The organism is Rhodanobacter sp. OK091, from assembly GCF_900142825.1.
Lineage (GTDB): Bacteria > Pseudomonadota > Gammaproteobacteria > Xanthomonadales > Rhodanobacteraceae > Rhodanobacter.
Map to the genome: position 1 here is coordinate 296,466 of NZ_FRCH01000001.1, position 19,545 is coordinate 316,010.

The window sequence follows — 19,545 nt, forward strand, 5'->3', positions numbered from 1 at the left end:
ACCGTGCCGGCGACCACACGTGACACAGCGCTGCGCCGCGTCGTGGGCATCGTGGCGCTGCTCAACCTGGGTTATTTCGGCGTCGAATTCGCGGTCGCGCTGGCGATCGGTTCGGTCTCGCTGTTTGCCGACAGCGTCGATTTTCTGGAAGACGCCTCGGTGAATCTGCTGATCCTGCTCGCGCTCGGCTGGAGCCTGAAGGCCAGGGCGCGCATGGGCATGGGGCTGGCTGGCATCCTGCTGGTGCCTGCGCTCGCCACGCTGTGGGCGCTGTGGAGCAAGTTTCAGCTTCCCGCACCGCCGGCACCGCTGCCGCTGACGATCACCGGATTCGGTGCCATGTTCGTCAACTTCGGCTGCGCGATGCTACTGATGCGCTACCGTCACCACGGCGGCAGCCTGACCCGTGCCGCATTTCTGTCGGCGCGCAACGACGTGTTCGCGAATATCGCCATCGTGATCGCAGGCGCAGCCACCGCGATGACCCACTCCGTCTGGCCCGACATGGTCGTCGGTGCCGGCATCATGCTGATCAACGCGGATGCAGCGCGCGAAGTCTGGCAGGCCGCGCGCAGCGAGCATCGGGACGCGACCGATCTGCCTGCCTGAGCCGTATCCATCAGGACGCCGCGCCCTGTTTGCCGGATAATCGCCGCTTCGCCCACGTCTCAATGGAGTCACCCATGCGCTGGTTGCTGTCCCTGCTCGCCGTCTTCGGCCTCGCCGCCTGCACCGCCGCTCCGCCAGCCCATGCCACCGGCAGCGTGGACAAGCTCACCACGATCGATCAGAAAGTCGGTACCGGCGCCGAGGCGAAGAACGGCATGGTCGTGCTGGTGCATTACACCGGCTGGCTGTACGACGACAGCGCCAAGGACAAGCACGGCGCGAAGTTCGACAGCTCGCGCGATCACGGCGAACCGTTCTCCTTCATGCTGGGCCAGGGCAGCGTGATCGCCGGCTGGGACCAGGGCGTGGCCGGCATGCGCGAAGGCGGCAAGCGCATCCTGCTGATTCCGGCGGCACTCGGCTACGGCGCCCGCGGCGCCGGCGACGACATCCCGCCGAACGCTTCACTGGTGTTCGAGGTGGAGTTGCTGAAAGTCGGCAACTGAGCGGACTGACGGTCTGCGGCGATCAATCGTCCTGCGCGGCTGCCTCGCGGCCTTGCTGGCGGATGATCGCCTCCTCGCGGGCGTCGATGATCGACTGCATTACGCTGTCGACATCGGCGATGCTTTCGTCGAACTCGAAGTGACCGGTGAGCTCGCTGTCCGGATGCAGCTCGCCCAGCTCGTACAGCGCCCACATCTCCTCGCCGTAATACGTGTCCAGTAGTTCCGGCGCGAAGCGCGACAGGCTGATCGTGATGTTGCCCACGTCACGTCGCAGCATCGCCCGTGCCGCGTTGTTGCCGGAGGCGCTGACCGCCTGCGGCAGATCGATGATCACCGGACCATCCGGCCCGACCAGCACGTTGTACTCGGACAGGTCGCCATGGATCAGCCCCACGCACAGCATCCGCGCCACCTGCTGCATCAGGAAACGGTGGTATTCGCGCGCGGTGTCCGCTGACAGTTCCACTTCGCCGAGCCGCGGCGCGGAATAACCATCCGCATCGGTGACCAGTTCCATCACCAGCACGCCATTGAAATAGCCGTACGGCTTCGGTACCCGCACCCCGGCTGCGGTCAGCTGGTACAGCGCATCGACCTCGGCGTTCTTCCAGGCGGCCTCGGCCTCTTTGCGGCCGAACTTGGTCGCCTTGCCCATGGCGCGCATCTGCCGGCTGCCACGCACCTTGCGGCCTTCCTGGTACTGCACACGCGCCTGGAAGCTGCGTTGCGCCATGTCCTTGTAGACCTTGGCGCAACGAATGTCCTCGCCCGAGCGGACGACGTAGACGGAGGCTTCCTTGCCGCTCTTCAGCGGTCGCAGCACCTGATCGATCACGCCCTCCTCGATCAGTGCCTGCAGGCCCTTAGGTGTTTTCATGCGTGGGAAAGCTTCAACAATTCGTGGAATAACGCCCATTATGGCCGATCGGCGGCCCCACCTGTCTTTTCCGGAATCGCCGCGGGCATCGAGCACACCGGAGCGGCATCGATACCGGCCATGAAAACGACGAAGCCCCGGCCGATCGGCCGGGGCTTCGCTGCAGCACGCTGGCTTACTTCAGTTCTTCGAGCACATTGTCGCGCTCGATCTTGTACACCTTGGCCGGCGTCTTCCTCAGCATCTGCAATCGCAGCTTGCCGGCCTGCTGGCAGGCATTCCTGCCGTCGGCAAAGATGCCGCCCTCGTTGCATTTCCAGTCGTAGAAATTGGCCAGCCCTCCCGCCAACTGCAGGCTGAAATCGGTGCTCTGCGCGCCGGCATCGAAGGGAACACCTGCCATGTTGTTCTGGAACCAGCGCATCCATGCCGGTGAACCGATCGGCGGCACCTTGTCCGGCGCCTGGAACGTCGGATTCATCGGCGACAGCTGCGGGCTCTCGGCCGTGAGATGGCAGCTCATGCAGGCGCTGATCGGATTGTCTACCGGGCCGTCCAGGCGTCCGTTCCAGCCCAGGTGGGTCGGCGGCAGTTCCGGCTTGGCATTGATCGCCGTTTCCTTCAGATCGGGATTGATTTTCGTCGTTACCGGTTGCTTGTTGGTGTAGCTGTCGCCGGTATCCTCCGGGTCATTGCCCCACATCACACCGACGGGTACCAGGTTGTCCCAGCCGGGCTTGCCGGTGACCGCGCCGTTGTACTGGAACGTACCGAATACCCAACCGGTGCCGGGAATACGCGTGTCGCGCACGGCGAAATCCATCTGGATCAGCGCCACCTTCTTGATCGATCGGTCAGCCGATTCGAAGGTATTGGTGACGTAGCCATCCCACAGCACCGGATTGACCAGGAACGGCACCTGCTTCAGATCGATGTCGGCGAACAGCGCCTTGCACACCACGGTGCCGTTGTGAAAGCTGTTCGGCTTGGAGGTGAACGAAGGATCGGGGTTCTGTGGATCTTTCCACACCTGGCCGATGGTGTAGGCACCGACGTCGTTGTAGATGCCCACCGCGTAGGTCTGTCCGGTGGCGATCTGGGTCGGCGCAAGCTGCTTGGTCTGGATCTCCGCTTCCTTGGTGAGGCCGTGGATGCCCTCGCGGCCGAATGGGCCGTAGTGCTGCCAGGGCATGTGGTACCACTGGCGCACGGTGTTCTTCTGCACGTCCCAGTTGGTGCTGACGTTGCCTTCGAGGCAGTACTTGCCGACGGCATCGACATACGGGCGCCAGTGTTCGAAATCGTTGTCGAGCTTGGGCGGCAGCAGCTTGAAGAACGCGGGTGGATTTCCGGTCGGTTGCTGATGCGGATAATTCTGGCTCAAGTGGAACAGCGGCCCGGTGTAGCTGGACGGCGGCTGGTAGCCGAAATCCGGGAACGTACCCGCGCTGGCGACCCCCGCCGCAAGCGTGGAAGCGACGATAGCCGCGACGATCCTGCCTTGACGCATGTGCATTGATGTTCTCCCCCTTGGTTGAATATCCCTGCCGCAGGCCTTCTTGGCCGTGCGGCCCCACTGCATTCCGGTTGCACCGGACATAGATCACCAGGCGAATGGCTTACCGCCGCCCGGCCGCGATTGCGCCGGCGAAATGACCGTCTGGATTCCGGCCGACTTGCCATGCATGCTGACGCAAGTCGAATTCGGCAGTCATTGAAAGAAATGACTGTTGCGGCCGTCGTCATGGCAGTTGTAGGCTCCGCTAGCCCACGAGCTTCTCGCTGGCGGGATCCGCCGCTCCGATCAGGTGCCGTTACGCGCTGGCAAGGTCATCGTGTTGCCGAGACGATCTCGAACGAGTGCCGGCGCGCCGCATGCTCGAACACGTTGGCCGTAATCAGCAATTCATCCGGCCGGTGGCGTGCGATGAACGCCTCGATGCCGCCCTTCACGGTATCCGCAGCGCCCACCACCGCACAGGCCAGCGCACGCTCCACCATGAGTTTTTCCGGCGGCGTCCAGTACGACTCGATATCGTCGATCGGCGGCGGGATCAGTCCCGGCCGGCCGCGACGCAGGTTGATGAAACTCTGTTGCTGGGTGGTGAACAAGCGTCGCGCCTCGGCATCGCTGTCCGCGGCGACCACGTTGATGCCCAACATCGCATACGGCTGCTGCAAGCGCGCCGATGGCCGGAAATCGCGCCGATACAGCGCCAGCGCCTCGTCCATCGCATCCGGCGCGAAGTGCGAGGCGAACGCAAACGGCAGGCCGAGCTGGGCCGACAGCGTCGCGCTGAACAGGCTGGAGCCGAGCAACCACACCGGCACCTCGATGCCGGCACCGGGCACGGCACGCACCTGCTGGCCAGGTACCGCCGACTCGAAATAGGCGAGCAGTTCCAGCACGTCCTGCGGGAACGCATCGGCGCTGTCGAAATACCGGCGCAATGCCTTCGCGGTCGGCTGATCGGTGCCCGGCGCCCGGCCCAGGCCCAGGTCGATGCGCCCCGGATACAACGACGCCAGCGTGCCGAACGCCTCGGCTACCTGCAGCGGCGCATGATTCGGCAGCATGATGCCGCCGGCGCCGACGCGGATGGTCGAGGTGCCGCCAGCCACGTGCCCGATCAGCACAGCCGTCGCGGCGCTGGCGATGCCCGGCATGTTGTGGTGCTCGGCCAGCCAGTAACGCCGGTAGCCGAGACGCTCGCCCAGCCGGGCCAGATCCAGCGTGTTGCGGAAAGCCTGTGCGGCATCGCTGCCTACGGTGACCGGTGCCAGATCAAGAATGGAAAACGGAATCATGTCGCGCTCTCGCCAGATCGGAAGTTCCCGATCTGGGGACAGTCGTGTCAATTGCCACCGTTGTGCCCACCCTTATTTTCTGTGGGAGCGACTTCAGTCGCGATGGCTTTGCTCTTTGGTTGTTTGTTTGAAGCAAGAGCTTTCGTCCTCCTGCGGAGGGCGAGTCACTTTCTCTTTGCGTGCTCAAAGAGAAAGTAACCAAAGAGAAAGAGCACCCCGCTTACGCGCTTGCCGGGCTTCCTGCCCGGCAAGTCCGCGGGTGGGTTCCGGGGTTTGTCGACAGGGCCTCCTGCCCTGACGCCAAACTGGTTCGCATCCCTGCGAACCACCCTGCGGGCTGTTCCTTCACCCACCCGCCGCTGCAGAGGGGCCCCGGGTAGAGCAGCGGGCCATCCTGGCCCGCACTCGGTGAAAAGCCGAAGCAAAGCGAGGCGTCGCCCTGGCTGTTGCTCTGGCTCTTCTGAAAAGTGCAGGCCACGATGGCCTGCTGCTCTACCCGGGCCCCTGTGCGGCGGTGAGACGGGGACGATAGGCCGCGCAGCGGGAGTCGACAGGGAGGTCGACTCCTTTTCGCCAGGGCAGGATGCCCTGTCGAAAAGCCCGGCCCCGGCTCACGGACTTGCCGCCCAGGGATGGGCGGCAAGCGCCAAGCGGGGTGGCCTTTCTCTTTGGTTACTTTCTCTTTGGCCACACAAAGAGAAAGTGACTCGGGCGCCGCAGGCGCACGAAAGCTCTTCGCTTCAAATCACCAACCCAAGAGCAAGAGCTAAGAGCATCGCCCGCCAGCGGGCTCCTACAAACAAGAAGGGCTGTGCAAAGTAACTCGGCGGTCGAAGGCGGATGAAAGCCAATGGCCTCTGGTCCGGCAATGGAGTGAGCCAGAGCATCGTGATTGAAGGCGCTTCTACAGGCGCTCCTGCCGACGTCTACAATGGCTCATTCTCACTTCATGGCGCACCTCGATGACTGAACCGGTTCGCCTCGCCAAACGTGTCGTCGCGCTGGCGCAGTGCTCGCGGCGCGAGGCCGAGCAGTACATCGAGGGCGGCTGGGTATACGTCGATGGCATCGTGGTGGAAGAGCCGCAGTTCATGGTCGACACGCAAACCGTCGAGCTCGATCCCGCCGCCAAACTGATCCCCACCGAACCGGCCACCCTGGTGCTGCACAAACCGGTTGGCTACGACGCCGGCGACGGCCCGAACCCGGCCAGCGCGCTGGTCACGCCGCAGACGCGATCGCCCGATGACACTTCCGGGGTGCGTCCGCTCAAGCGGCACCTGCAGCGGCTGACCGCACCGCTGCCGATGCCGGCCGGCGCCAGCGGCCTGCTGATCTTCACCCAGGACTGGCGCGTCACCCGCAAGCTGACCGAAGACATCGAGCGGGTCGAACAGGAATTCGTCGTCGACGTCGAGGGCGCGCTGATCCCCAACGGACTGGCCCTGCTCAACCACGGCCTGCGCTTCAACAACTACGCGATGCCGCCGATCAAGGTCAGCTGGCAGAGCGAACAGCGGCTGCGCTTCGCGTTCAAGGTCTTGCAGCCGACCCAGATCGAACCGATGTGCCAGGCGGTCGGGCTCAAGGTGCTGGCGATGAAGCGCCTGCGCGTGGGCCGCATTCCGCTGGCGAAACTTCCGCCGGGGCAATGGCGTTACCTGGCGCCCGGCGAACGCATCTGAAGTCCCGTCGCGTTTCGTCACGCCACGCCGCTCGCCCTGAGCGTAGCGCTGCGAAGTCGAAAGGCAGCCCTTCGACTTCGGCCCTGCGGGCCTACGCTCAGGGCGAACGGCGTGGGCTTGTTCGGGGCCCGACCCTGCCCAACCGCCATCGGAACGGCTTAGACTTGCCTGCGCGTCACGTGTCGCAGTCATCCAACCATTACGGAGAGCAGCATGAGCAAGGGCCTTGATTCAAAGAAGAGCGAAAAGAAAAAGCCGGCCAAGACCATGAAGGAAAAGAAGGCCGCCAAGCAGGAAAAGAAGAAGAACAAGTAATCGGCTCCCGCATGAAGATCGGGCGGGATGTGGCCTGTCGCCGCATCCCGCCGCTGCGAGACAACACTCCGCCCCCATTCCCGAACATGGCCCGGACATGACTGCGGATCGACCGCAACCCTTCCGGCAGCTCAACTTCTGCCGCCCCCGGCCGATAGAAAGAAGCGATCGGGCGAAATCGGCGCGCTGGAAGACAGGACACACCGTATGGGGGTCAGCATGTGGCGGCGCCTTTTTCGCGTCCGCGAGGTAACGGTCAGCCGCACGCGGCCGCCCGTTGCCTCGCGGACGGCCACGCCTGCACCGGCACTCAAAAGCAACCCCGTGTCGCCGCCGGCGCTGTCGCTGGAGGAGATCGACGACCGCTTCCACCGTTTCGTGCTGGGCCTGCCGGAAGCACAATCCGCTGAGCCGAATAGTACAGAGCTGGCCACGCTCAAGCGGCTGGAACTGCTCAGCACACGCTTCGATATGCGCAGCCTGCCGCGCCTGCCGACCGTATTGCCGCAATTGCTGCGCACCTTGAAGAGCGACAAGGCCGCCGGGGGCGAACTGGCCAAGCTGGTCGGCCGCGATCCGCTGATGGTGGGCGAAGTCATGCGGGTCACCAGCAGCGTGTTCTACCGTTCGGCGCAACCCATCACCAGCTTGCAGCATGCGGTGGTGCTGCTCGGTCAGGAGGGACTGCGCCGGGTGATCACCCAGCACGTCATGAAACCGATCCTGCAGGCCAACGTGGGCGCGCTGGGCCACGCGGCGGGTGAGCGTTTGTGGGAGCACGCCGAGCGCTGTGCGCATGCGTGCGCCTGGCTGGGTCGCAGCGCGGGTTGCGATGCTTTCGAAGCCTATCTGGCCGGCATCGTCTGCCACACCGGTACGGGTGCCGTGGTGCGCTTGCTGGATCAGCTGATGCCTGCCGAGACTCCGCCGCTCTCCTCCGGCTTTCTCAAGGGCTGTTCGCAGCTCGCCGCCCGGCTGTCGTTGCAAGCTGCGCAACACTGGGAGCTGCCGCCGCGGGTGATCGAAGCGATGACCGAATGCCAGGGTCCGGCGACCCCGACAGGGTCGGCACTGGGCAGGACGCTCTCGGTGGCCGACACGCTGGCGATTGCCCAGTTGCTGGTCGAACACGACCGGCTCGCGGCCGATCTCGATCTCAGTCACAGCTGGCCCGATATCCTCGGGCCGAACCTGCTGGCCCGCTGCCAGCAGGATCTGCGAAGGCAGTTTCCGGACGAGACCCGGCGGGTCTGAGCCGATCAGTACGTGCTCATCCAGACATGCCCATTCAGTACTGGCCCATATAGTCGCGCTTGCCGATATCCAGACCGTTATGGCGCAGCAGCGCGTACGCCGTGGTGACGTGGAAGAAGAATTGCGGCAGACCATAGCTCAACAGATAGGCCCGACCATCGAACCGGCGCTCCTTCGGGGTGCCCGGGCGAGTGACGATCTCGCGCTGGGCGCTGCCTGCGAACTGCGCCGGCGAGAAACCGTCGATAAAGCCGAGTGTGCGGGCGATCAGGTCGCGCAGTTCCCCGAACGTCTGCTCCTCGTCGTCGTACTTCGGCACGTCGGCGCCAGCCAGCCGCGCCGACACGCCGCGCGCGAAATCGCAGGCGATCTGCACCTGCCGGCGCAACGGAAACATGTCCGGAAACAACCGGGCCTGGGTCAACGCAGCCGGCTCGATGTTCTTCTCGGCCGCATGCGCCTCCGCCTTGGCCAGGATCGCGGCGAGACCGCCGAGCATCTGCCTGAAGACGGGGATGGAGCTGCTGTACATCGTGTCGGTCACGGGCTGTTCCTTCGATCGGTGAGGTAGGGATCGGCATAGCCTAACCGGTCGACAGAGCATCCCTAGCATGCCGCCATCGACGAACGCCCTGTCACCGCAGATCGAGGTGCATCGGCTGGGTGACCAGACCGGTATCGCTGACCAGTAACGGGCCGCTCGGCACGAAGCCGAAGTGCAGGTATATCGGCATCGCCATGGCCGAGGCCTTCAAGGTGAAATGGCACGTCCCGGCGCGGCGTACCGCGTCGCGCATCGTGCGCTGCCACAGCTGACGCGCAATGCCATGGCCGTGCATCCGGGTGCTGACGAAGAACTGGAACAAGTGGGTGTCATCGCGCATCGCCGCCACTCCGACCAGGCGATCGCCGTCCAGCCACGCCAGATGAAAGCGCTGGCCGTCCTGGATCTTCTGCCGTATCACTCTTGCGGTCATGCCATAGAGCAGCGGCCCAGCCGCACTGAGCGGTTGCTCCGGCAGGATCCAGCGTCGGGTCACGCGGCGCGCCAGCATGCCGATGGCCAGCGCATCCTGCGGGCGGGCCAGACGGTAACGTATCTTCATTGACATCACTCGTCCGCGCGGAACACCAGGCTGCAGCAGGTCACCGCGCCTTCGGCCTTCTGCAACTCGGACACGTCGACAACCATCACGTGGAAGCCGGCATCGAGCAGCCGTTGCCGCGTGCGGGGGAAACTGGCCGGCATCACCAGAGTGTCGCCGATACGCAGCACATTGGCGGCGTGCGGTTCGGCGGGGTCGATCTCGATCACCCGAAAGTCGGCGAACCGGTCGCGGTCCACCCATTCGGACTGCAGCAGCAACGTGTCATCGCCGAGCTGCGTCACCGCGGACTTCAGGTGCAGACAGCCGCGGGTCGGCACGCCTTGCACGGCATAGCCACGGTCAGCCAGCAGCTCACGCAACTGGGCGATACCCTCGGCATTGCTGCGCGCCGATTCGCCGACATACAGCGTGCGACCGACGCGCAACACATCGCCGCCATCCAGCGTGCCCGGCGCCGCTATCGCCAACACCGGCCGGTAACCGCGCAGCACCTCGGCCACGCTGGCCACCTCGGCGCGGCGTGACAAGGCGCCGGGCCGGGTCAGCACGGCGACCTCGTCCAGCACGATCGCCACGTCCTCGACGAAGACCGAGTCGGGCAGGTCCGGCTCGGCCGGCAAGGTCAACAGGCGGCAGCCGAGTATTTCCAGCGCACGCTGATAATCGCGATGTTGCGCACTGGCACGCGCCACATCGATCGCCTCGCGTGGCACATACGACAGCTCGCAATCGCCGAGGGCGGAGCTGACTTCGCGGGTAACGGCAATCCACATGGTGGTTCCTTGGACAATACGGCTCAGGGATGACGGGCTTGCCACGCGGCCAGCGCGACGCGGTAGCGTTCGAGTGCTTCCTCATAGAGGTCGTACACGCAGTGCGTGCAGCCTTCGCCACAGCAATCGGCGGCGTCCGGCTCGGTGGGACGCACGGGCGGCGGATCGGCGGGATCCGGCACCGGCAACGTGGATTCACTTGGACTCACTGCGTTCCTGTCTGCATCGCGCATGCGGCGGACATGCCGTCTCGATGGCCGATGGTGCCGCCAATCGCCGTCGAAGCTCAAGCGGGCCGCGCGGTGAGTGCACGCAGCCCGCCGTGTTCCTGCGGTTACTTGGTCGCAGGCTTGCGGAAGCGATAGATGAACTGATCGGTATGGCCGCGTATCGACTTGTCGAACACCTTGACGGTGTGCGGGTCGCTCGGGTTGCGCAGCGCGTTGCTCTCGCCGTCGTACACGAAGCCGGCCGCTTCCACCTGCTTCTTCACGATTGCCGGATCGATCCGGTGCAGCGTATCCGTGTCGGCCATGCCGGAACCTGCTGGCGCCACGTGGTCGATGACCACCCACAGGCCGCCGGGCTTCAGCGCGTCGAACACCTGCTTGTTGAGCACCGCGGGGTCGACCTTGCCCATGAACTTGTCGGGGTAGTCGTGATAGTTCTGCGAGGTGAACACCAGGTCAACCGATTCCGGCACGCTCAGCTGGTTCGCCGGCTGGGTCAGCACGCTGACGTTGGCGTAGTGCGGATCGGCGGCGAGCTTGCCGGAACCGGCCACGCCGTCGGTATCTTCTTTCGCGTACTCGTTCGGCCACACCACGTAAACGTGGCCTTGCGGCCCCACGATCGCGCTGAACACACGGGTGAAGTAGCCGCTGCCGGGAATCAGCTCCGCCACTTTCTGGCCCGGTTTCACTTCCGCAAACATCATCACCGCGCCGACCTTGCGGCGGGCATCCTCGGAACTATCGGGGTGGCGGGCCGGATCATTGACCGCTTTCTGCACCGCGGCGGAAACCGACGCTTCGTGCGCGTTCGCAGTCTGGGCATGGGCCAGGGCCACGGTGGGAAGGGCGACAGCAAGCAACACAGCAATGACGGTGGAGCGCATGGTCGTACTCCTCTAGTGAGCAAGGGTCCTGAATTGTGCTCCCGAATGGGGGCTACGGCCCTGTGCCGCTTGGCACAGGGCGCTGCCACGGTTCATGCTCCATGCTCACCTGCGGCCCTGCTTCGCCCAGGCTGATACACGCACGCCCCAGTGTGCTGCAGCACGGAGGACCCGATGCCAAGCCGTACCCCCTTGCCGGCGTTAATCCTGGCGCTTTTATTGTCCCTGCCCGGCCTGCCGTGCCATGCGCAGTCGGCCGCGCAATGGCAGGCGGCACAGATCGCTGCGTCGCAGAAGTCCGAACAGATCATGCAGGACGCCAACAAGCGCAAAAGCCTGCTGGCCCAATACCAGGTGATGCGCGACGCCCATGCGCAGAACCAGGACCCCGCCTTCCATATCATCTTCGGCCAGTACCTGAGCTGGTACCAGACCTTCATCGGCGACTATCCGGACGCCGCTGCCAGCTTTTCGATCAGGCAGGTGGCGCTGCCGGACGACCGCCCTTCGCCGTTGGACGACCCCGATGACACCGCCCATCCAGCGTTGGAGGTCATTCCCGAATTGGCCAAAAACTACCGCGCCGTGTTCTTCAACGAGGCGCACAACATACCGTTCACCCGTACGCTGACCGTGCAGCTGTTGGGCAAGTTGCGTGCAGAAGGCTTCAACTATTTTGCCGCCGAAACGCTCTACCAGACCGACACCGGGTTGCAGGCACGCGGCTACCCGATCAAAGGCAGTGGTTTCTACACCGAAGAGCCGATCTGCGCCGAGATGGTCCGCACCGCCCTGAAGCTGGGCTTCAAGGTGATCGCCTACGAGGCGCTCTCCGATGCCACCGGCGACGCCCGCGAAGCCGAACAGGCGCGCAATATTGACCGGCAGGTATTCAAGGCAGATCCTTCGGCACGGCTGGTGGTCGATGCCGGTTACGCGCATATCCAGGAATCGGGTGTCTATCTCGGCGGCTCTTCCATGGCCGAGCATCTGCACAAGCTTTCCGGCATCGACCCACTCACTGTGGAACAGACCATGCTATTTCCGCATCAGTCCGGCGACGACGATCATCCGTATTACGCCGCGGTCATGCAAAAGCTGCAGCCGAAGATGCCGATCGTGTTCACGGACAAAGCCGGCAAGCCCTGGTCGTTGCGAGAAGGGTATGACGTAAGTGTGTTCTTTCCGCCACAGCAAATGCGGCACGGACGCCCCACATGGCTCACTCTCGGCGGTCTGCGCACGCCCTATTTCGTCAGCGGCGAACGCTGTAGACGTTCATACCCATGCCTGGTGGAGGCACGATATGCCGACGAAGGTGACGACGCGATTCCAGCCGACCTCGTAGCGCTCAATCCGGTACTCCCGAATGCCGTGGAAGAGGAACGTATTCGTTTCCATCAAGGCGCACCGGTCAGCGACCTTTATCTTCGGCCCGGTAAATACAGACTGACTTTCAGTGATCAAGACGCTCATGTGCTGTTCCGGCAGGACATTACCGTCCGGGATGAAAATCATGCCGAATCATCCACCCACTCAGACCCGCCTCAGGCACCGCCAAAGGCCGGGGCCGCAACGAGCTCCGCAGACCCGCAAGCTTCGGCTCGCCCGCTCTTCGGCCAAGTCAGATCAAGGCCCGCAGGTGTCGTAGGCATGACTACTGTCCCGGGCAAGCTTCATCGCCTCCACGTATAACAAGCGGATGCGGCCTGGTGGATGGTCACCCGAACAGGCCAGCACCGCGATCCGCCCGACGATCAACCGATGGGGAGCAAGACCCGATGACTCGATGGAAAATCCGCCCGCTGCTGACACTGGCTGGCGTGCTGGCTACGTTCATGGCCGCCGCTACCGACCAGGCCCGTCACGACGATGGCGCCATGCTCGGCTTCACTCCCGCCCATGCTGCCGCTCAGCAGAGCCTGGAACAACGCTTCGACGCCCTGCTCGACCCCGCTGATCAGCGCAGCTGGCTCAAGCAGATGTCATCCGGGCCCAACCACGTGGGGTCGCCGCACGACAAGGCGAATGCCGAGTTCATGCTGGCGAAGTTCCGCGAATGGGGCTGGGACGCGCATATCGAGACGTTCAGCGTGCTGTATCCCACGCCGAAGAAGGTGGCGCTGGAGCTGCTGGGTCCGCACCCGTACACCGCCGTGCTGAAAGAGCCCGCCGTCGCTGGCGATGCCACCTCGAACACACCCGGTGCGTTGCCTCCCTACAACGTCTACGGCGGCGACGGCGACGTCACCGCCGCGCTGGTCTATGCCAACTACGGCATGCCGGACGACTACAAAGAGCTGGCCCGCCGCGGCATCGACGTGCGCGGCAAGATCGTGATCACCCGCTACGGCGGCGGCTGGCGCGGTCTGAAGCCCAAGCTTGCGCAGGAACACGGTGCCGTCGGTTGCCTGATCTATTCCGATCCGCACGACGACGGCTACGCCCAGGGCGATGCCTATCCGCAAGGCGGCTGGCGCCCCGCGCAAGGTGTGCAGCGCGGTTCGGTGGCCGACATGCAGCTGTATCCGGGTGATCCACTGACGCCGGGCATCGGTTCCACCCCGGAGGCCAAGCGGCTGGCGATCAAGGATGCGAAAACCATTCTGAAGATTCCGGTGCTGCCGATTTCCTATGCCGACGCCACCCCGCTGCTGCAGTCGCTGACCGGCCCGGTGGCGCCGTCCGGCTGGCGCGGTGCGTTGCCGCTGACGTATCACGTCGGTCCCGGCACGGCCAAGGCGCACCTCACCGTGCTGTCGGACTGGAGCCAGAAATCGATCTATGACGTGATCGCCACGCTCAAGGGCTCCACCGCACCGGACCAATGGATCGTGCGCGGCAATCATCACGACGGCTGGGTGTTCGGTGCCTGGGACCCGCTCGCCGGCAATGTCGCCCTGATGGCCGAGGCCAAGGCGATCGGCGAACTGGTCAAACAGGGTTGGCGGCCGCAACGCACCCTCGTCTACGCGAGCTGGGACGGCGAGGAGCCAGGTCTGCTCGGCTCGACCGAATGGGCCGAGACGCACGCAGCCGAACTGCAGAAAAAGGCCGTGCTGTACCTCAACTCGGACACCAACGGCCGCGGTTTCCTCGATGCTGGCGGCAGCCATTCATTGCAGCATCTGGTCAACCAGGTTGCCGAGGGCGTGACCGATCCGGAAACCCACGTCAGCGTGCGCGAACGCATGCGCGCGCACATGCTGGTCGCCGGCTTCAGCAAGGATGCGAAGCCCGAGGCCAAGGCGAACGCCAAGCTGGCGGCAGCAGGCGGCGACGTGCCGATCCAGGCGCTGGGCTCCGGCTCCGACTACAGCGCGTTCCTGGAACATCTTGGCATCGCCTCGCTCGACCTCGGCTTCAGCGGCGAGGACGACAACGGCGGCATCTACCATTCGCGCTACGACTCGTTCGACCACTACGCGCGCTTCGGCGACCCCACCTTCGAGTACGGCGTGGCGCTCTCCAAAGTCGCGGGCCACGTCGTGCTACGCACCGCCGATGCGAGCGTGTTGCCCCTGCGCTTCGGCGATTTCAGCAGCACGCTCGACCGCTATGTGGGTGAACTGCACAAGCTGGTCGACGACACCCGCCAGGCTACCGAGGAGCAGCACCAGTTGCTGGATCTGCACGCGTTCACGCTAACCGCCGACCCGACCCGGCCGCTCGCGCCGCCCGCGCGCGACTCCGACATGCCCGCGATCGACCTGGCCCCGCTGGAACAAGCCTCGAAGCAGCTCAAGCAGAGCGCGCAAGCGTATCAGGCGGCCTACGATAAACGCGCCGCCGCAGGCTTCGACATGCCGGCTCCGCAACAGCAGCAGCTCAACCAGTTGATGGGCAGCCTGGAGCAGGCCCTGACCGATCCCGCCGGCCTGCCGGGCCGCGCCTGGTTCAAGCATTTCATCTATGCACCGGGCATGCTCACCGGCTACGACGTCAAGACCATGCCCGGCGTGCGCGAAGCGATCGAAGCCCGCCGCTGGAACGAGGCCAACCACTACGCCACGGTTACCGCGAACGTGCTCGACCGCTATCGCGCGCAACTCGATCAGCTGACTGCACTATTGAACAAGTAAGTCCGTTCACGGAAACGGGCACCCTGGAGCTCATGCCATTGCCTCGAACAGGAGTCAGGTTTGCATGCATGTTGCTGCTTGCCGGCATGTCGGCGGCAGCTCACGCGCAATCGGCCGACTCGTGGCAGGCCCGTCAGGCCGAGGCTTCGCGCGTGTACGGAAACATCGTGCACGAAGCCGACCGGCACAAGGGGCTGCTGGCCCGCTACCAGGTCATGCGCGCAGCCTATGCCGGCAACAGGGATCCCGCCTTCCATCAGATGTTCGACCAGTACCTGAGCTGGTATCAGACCTTTCTCGGCGACTATCCCGGCGCCTCGGCCACCTTTTCCATCAAGCAGGCGCAACTGCCGCAGGACAGTCCACCGCCGCTGTCCGGCTCCGAATACACCGCCCGCCCCGCACTCGAAGCGATTCCCGAGCTGGCCAGGAACTATCGGGCGGTGTTCTTCAACGAAGCGCACAACGTGCCGCTCACTCGCATCCTGACCGTGCAACTGCTGGCCCGCCTGCGCGCGGAAGGCTTCGACTACTTCGCGGCCGAAACGCTCTCGCAGACCGACACCGGGTTGCAAGCGCGCGGCTATCCGGTCGAGGGCAGCGGCTTCTATACCGAAGAACCGATCTACGCCGACATGGTACGCACCGCCTTGAAGCTCGGCTTCAAGGTGATCGCCTACGAAGCCACTTCGGACGCGACCGGCGATGCCCGCGAAGCCGAGCAGGCCGACAACCTCTATCGCCAGGTCTTCCAGAAAGATCCGCACGCGCGGCTGGTGGTCAATGCCGGCTATGAACACATCCGGGAATCGGGAACGTTCCTCGGCGGCGCGTCCATGGCCGAACACCTGCGCAAGCTCACTGGCATCGACCCGCTCACCATTGAACAGACCGTGCTGTTTCCACATCGGTCGGCTGACGACGATCATCCCTGCTACACCGCCGTGATGCAGAAACTGCGGCCGAAGGTGCCGATCATTTTTCAGAACCAGGCAGGCGAACCCTGGGCGCTACGCACGAGCTACGACGTCAGCGTGTTCTTTCCGCCTCAGACGCTGCGCCACGGGCGTCCCACCTGGCTGACCCTGGGCGACGAGCGCAAGCCGTACTTCGTCAGCGGCCTCAGGTGCGTACGCCGGTATCCGTGCCTCGTCGAGGCTCGCCATGCCGATGAGAGCCCGGACGCGATTCCGGCGGATCGCCTGGTGCTGGAGCCGACGTCCTTGAGCGAGTTGCCCATGACCCAGGTACATGTCGCCGAGGGTCAGCCCGGCGGCGATCTTTATCTGCGGCCCGGGAAATACCGGCTGACTTACATCGATGTGAATGGGCACGTGCTGGCTCGGGACGACGTCGCGCTTTAGTGATGCTCCCGCCAGGCATGGCCATCGTGTTGCCCAACTGATGGGCTACACGCGATCGTTCCCGTTCTGGCAGAGTGCAGCGATCTGTTGCCATGCGATACAGGGGCGTCAACATCATGCGCGTGTCCATCCGACTTTCACTCGTCGCCTTGCTGGCGCTTGGTACCGCCAGCGTTGTCGCGGCGACCGCGCCGGGAGGCCTGGCACCGTATGCGCGCGACCCGGCACAACCGGTCGATCAGGCCTATACCGACCAGATCCTGAAATTCACCACCGACCCCTCATTCAATTCGCCACTGACCGACTACCTGCCCGCCTCCGCTACCGTACCCACGCCGGAGAAAGTGCTAGGCCACATTTCCGGCGCACCGAACTTCCTGCCCTACTCGGCCGACGTCTATCTCTACTTCCGCGCATTGGCCGCGGCCAGTCCACGGGTGAAGGTGTTTTCCATCGGCAAGAGTGAGGAAGGCCGCGAGATGATCGCGGTGGCGATCGCCGACGAAAGCCTGCTGGCCGACCTAGACGCGAACAAGGCGCGCCTGGCCAAGCTGGCCGATCCGCGCAGCATCGGCATGGACGACGCCACCGCCGACCAGCTGATCGCGCAGTCCACGCCGGTCTATTACATCACCGGCACCATCCATTCCACTGAGACGGGCGCGCCGACCGCGCTGATGGAGCTGGCCTATCGCCTCGCGGTGGACGACGCGCCATACATCCGGCACATCCGCTCGCACGTGATCACGCTGATCACACCGGTGGTCGAAGTCGATGGCCGCGATCGCATGGTCGATCTGTACAACTGGCATCTGGCGCATCCCGGCCAGAACTATCCCCCGCTGCTGTATTGGGGCCATTACGTCGCGCACGACAACAACCGTGACGCGATGGCGATGACGCTGAACCTCACCCGCAACGTGGCGGATACCTATATCGGCTGGCATGCCCAGGTACTGCACGACCTGCACGAATCGGTGCCGTTCCTGTACGACAACACGGTGGGCGACGGCCCGTACAACGCCTGGATCGACCCTATCCTCACCGGCGAATGGCAGCAGCTGGGCTGGGACAACGTGCAGCAGATGACCTCGCTGGGTATGCCCGGCGTGTTTACCCACGGCGACTTCGACACCTGGAGCCCGGGCTATCTGATGTTCATTGCAGCCATGCACAACGGCGTCAGCCGGTTGTACGAGACTTTCGGCAACGACGGCGCCGACACCGTACAGCGCATCCTCGAACCCAACGACTATCAGCGCACCTGGTATCGGCCGAACCCGCCGCTGCCGACCGTGCTCTGGTCGCAGCGCGACAACAACAACTACGAACAGACCGGCCTGCTCACCGCGCTGAACTATTTTTCCGGCAACAGCCAGCTGTTCCTGAAAAACTTCTACCTGAAGAGCAAGCGCTCGATCGAGAAGCCGCAACAGGCCGGCCCGGCCGCGTATGTGTTTCCCGCCGACGACACGCGCAGCGGCTCGCGCGCCCAGTTGCTGCGCATCCTGCAGCTACAGCACGCCGAGGTCAGCCGCACCGACGCGCCTGTCACCGTAACGCTGCCGAAACAGAACGACGGCAAGGACGACGGCAAGACCCAAAAGACCAGCACCCGGACCTTCCCCGCCGGCAGCTACGTGATGCGCATGGATCAACCGTATTCGCGCATCGTCGACGCCTTGCTCGACCGCCAATACTGGTCGCCGAAGGATCCGCAGCAGCATCCGTACGACGACACCGGCTGGTCGATGGGCGACCTGTTCGATGTGCAGGTTGTGCGGGTCACCGACAACACCATCCTGAAGACACCGATGAGTCTGCTCAGCGAGCCGATCGCAGTACCGCAGGGGCTGGCCGCAGTCGACATGCCGGATGCGAAGCTGCCGCGCATCGCGCTGATGCACACCTGGCTGGATACCCAGACCGAGGGCTGGTGGCGGATGGCGCTGGACAAGCTGCACGTGCCGTACGACTACATCAGCACCCAGGACGTGGCGAAGGCCGGCGACCTGCGCGCGAAGTACGACGTGATCCTGTTCGGCCCAATCGGCGGCACCAGCACGCAGCAGATCATCGACGGCCTGCCGATGTGGGGCAACCCATTGCCGTGGAAGACCACCAGGCTGACACCCAACCTCGGCCACATCGATTCCACCGACGACATCCGCCCCGGCCTCGGCGCCAGTGGCGTCGCCCATCTCAAGCAGTTCGTGCAGGCCGGCGGCCTGCTGATCACCGCCGAGGACACCGCGAAATTCGCGATCGACACCGGCATGGCGCCGGGCGTGTTCGTCACGCCCGCCAGCAAGCTGAAAGTCGTCGGCAGCGTGCTGCAGGCGAAGTTCGTCGATCGCAGCAGTCCGATCGCCACCAGTTACACCCGCGACGAGCTGGCCTTGTACAGCGCCGCCGGCCAGTCGTTCACCTTGTCCAACCTAGTCACTGGCGATAAGGGCTTGCCCAACGCGAAGGACTTCCAGCGCCCGACCGGGCGCGGCGGCCCGCACGACACCGACACGCCCGAAGGACGTGCCTCAGTCGAGCCTCCCGCACTGCCCGACGTCAAACCGTGGCAGGCGTTGCCGCTGAACGCCGAACAGATGCGCAACAACCCATGGGTGCTCCCGGATGGGCAGCGCCCACAGGTGATCCTGCGTTACACCGACGCCGCGCATCTGCTGATTTCCGGCCTGCTCGACGGCGGCGACGAGATGGCCGAGCGCGCCGCCGTGGTCGACGCCCGCTATGGCAAGGGTCATGTGCTGCTGTTTGCCGGCAATCCGATCTGGCGCGGCGAAACGATCGGCAGCTATCCGCTGGTGTTCAATGCGATCGTCAACTTCGACCGATTGGATACGCAGGCTGCAAAATCGGAAGCCGAAAGGAAGACCGAATAACGCGCTACGCCGTTATCGCCATTCCGCCAAGCATCCATGCCAATTCGCCTCCTCCACGCCAACACCTCCACAGCCCCACACCCACAAACCGTCATTCCGGCGCAGGCCGGAATCGCTGTTCGTTGTTGAAGAGCGATTCCGGC

Annotated in this window: 16 protein-coding genes; 8 read left to right on the forward strand and 8 right to left on the reverse strand. The window is 64.4% G+C overall.

The annotated features are described in order from the left end of the window. Positions 1-3 precede the first annotated feature (3 nt). Together BUA26_RS01480 and BUA26_RS01485 are read left to right on the forward strand one after the other, a co-directional pair. A complete protein-coding gene (locus tag BUA26_RS01480; RefSeq protein ID WP_255368118.1) occupies positions 4-609 on the forward strand; it encodes a cation efflux transmembrane domain-containing protein in 606 nt (201 codons plus the stop codon). Positions 610-683: 74 nt separating this feature from the next. Then, positions 684-1,115, forward strand: a complete 432-nt coding sequence (locus BUA26_RS01485) for an FKBP-type peptidyl-prolyl cis-trans isomerase (protein ID WP_072757255.1) — start codon at positions 684-686, stop codon at positions 1,113-1,115. 22 nt (positions 1,116-1,137) lie between these two features. On the opposite strand, the gene BUA26_RS01490 is transcribed toward BUA26_RS01485, so the two are convergent. The 3 genes from BUA26_RS01490 to BUA26_RS01500 form a co-directional block, all read right to left on the reverse strand. Next, positions 1,138-1,995 (reverse strand): PA4780 family RIO1-like protein kinase, encoded by an 858-nt coding sequence (locus BUA26_RS01490; protein ID WP_072757257.1) that lies wholly within the window; start codon positions 1,993-1,995, stop codon positions 1,138-1,140. Positions 1,996-2,170: 175 nt separating this feature from the next. Continuing rightward, positions 2,171-3,511 carry a hypothetical protein gene (locus BUA26_RS01495; protein ID WP_072757259.1) on the reverse strand — a complete coding sequence of 447 codons (1,341 nt, stop codon included), beginning with the start codon at positions 3,509-3,511 and terminating at the stop codon, positions 2,171-2,173. Between the two features lie 314 nt (positions 3,512-3,825). Further along, positions 3,826-4,803 (reverse strand): LLM class flavin-dependent oxidoreductase, encoded by a 978-nt coding sequence (locus BUA26_RS01500; RefSeq protein ID WP_072757261.1) that lies wholly within the window; start codon positions 4,801-4,803, stop codon positions 3,826-3,828. Between the two features lie 962 nt (positions 4,804-5,765). On the opposite strand from BUA26_RS01500, the gene BUA26_RS01505 reads away from it, so the two are divergent. Together BUA26_RS01505 and BUA26_RS01510 are read left to right on the forward strand one after the other, a co-directional pair. Further along, positions 5,766-6,488 carry an rRNA pseudouridine synthase gene (locus tag BUA26_RS01505; protein WP_072757263.1) on the forward strand — a complete coding sequence of 241 codons (723 nt, stop codon included), beginning with the start codon at positions 5,766-5,768 and terminating at the stop codon, positions 6,486-6,488. Between the two features lie 534 nt (positions 6,489-7,022). Next, a complete protein-coding gene (locus BUA26_RS01510; RefSeq protein ID WP_255368119.1) occupies positions 7,023-8,057 on the forward strand; it encodes an HDOD domain-containing protein in 1,035 nt (344 codons plus the stop codon). Between the two features lie 34 nt (positions 8,058-8,091). On the opposite strand, the gene BUA26_RS01515 is transcribed toward BUA26_RS01510, so the two are convergent. From BUA26_RS01515 to BUA26_RS01535, 5 genes are all read right to left on the reverse strand, one after another. Continuing rightward, positions 8,092-8,601, reverse strand: a complete 510-nt coding sequence (locus BUA26_RS01515) for a DUF1993 domain-containing protein (RefSeq protein ID WP_072757267.1) — start codon at positions 8,599-8,601, stop codon at positions 8,092-8,094. A gap of 91 nt (positions 8,602-8,692) precedes the next feature. Next, positions 8,693-9,163 (reverse strand): GNAT family N-acetyltransferase, encoded by a 471-nt coding sequence (locus tag BUA26_RS01520; protein WP_255368120.1) that lies wholly within the window; start codon positions 9,161-9,163, stop codon positions 8,693-8,695. Between the two features lie 5 nt (positions 9,164-9,168). Then, positions 9,169-9,939 carry a dimethylarginine dimethylaminohydrolase family protein gene (locus BUA26_RS01525; RefSeq protein ID WP_072757272.1) on the reverse strand — a complete coding sequence of 257 codons (771 nt, stop codon included), beginning with the start codon at positions 9,937-9,939 and terminating at the stop codon, positions 9,169-9,171. A gap of 23 nt (positions 9,940-9,962) precedes the next feature. After that, complete coding sequence (locus BUA26_RS01530; RefSeq protein WP_255368121.1) at positions 9,963-10,148, reverse strand: oxidoreductase-like domain-containing protein; 186 nt, start codon at positions 10,146-10,148, stop codon at positions 9,963-9,965. Positions 10,149-10,273: 125 nt separating this feature from the next. Next, entirely contained in the window at positions 10,274-11,056 is a 783-nt protein-coding gene (locus BUA26_RS01535) for a class I SAM-dependent methyltransferase (protein ID WP_072757275.1), read from the reverse strand. 174 nt (positions 11,057-11,230) lie between these two features. Here BUA26_RS01535 and BUA26_RS01540 point away from each other — a divergent pair, with 174 nt between their 5' ends. From BUA26_RS01540 to BUA26_RS01555, 4 genes are all read left to right on the forward strand, one after another. Further along, positions 11,231-12,751: a hypothetical protein gene (locus tag BUA26_RS01540; RefSeq protein WP_255368122.1), complete on the forward strand. Its 1,521-nt coding sequence runs from the start codon at positions 11,231-11,233 to the stop codon at positions 12,749-12,751. Between the two features lie 86 nt (positions 12,752-12,837). After that, entirely contained in the window at positions 12,838-15,138 is a 2,301-nt protein-coding gene (locus BUA26_RS01545; protein WP_072757277.1) for a transferrin receptor-like dimerization domain-containing protein, read from the forward strand. Between the two features lie 68 nt (positions 15,139-15,206). After that, the gene (locus tag BUA26_RS01550; RefSeq protein WP_072757279.1) at positions 15,207-16,502 is read left to right on the forward strand and encodes a hypothetical protein; all 1,296 of its coding nucleotides are present in this window, start codon (positions 15,207-15,209) and stop codon (positions 16,500-16,502) included. 116 nt (positions 16,503-16,618) lie between these two features. Further along, entirely contained in the window at positions 16,619-19,402 is a 2,784-nt protein-coding gene (locus BUA26_RS01555; RefSeq protein ID WP_072757281.1) for a M14 family zinc carboxypeptidase, read from the forward strand. Positions 19,403-19,545 lie beyond the last annotated feature (143 nt).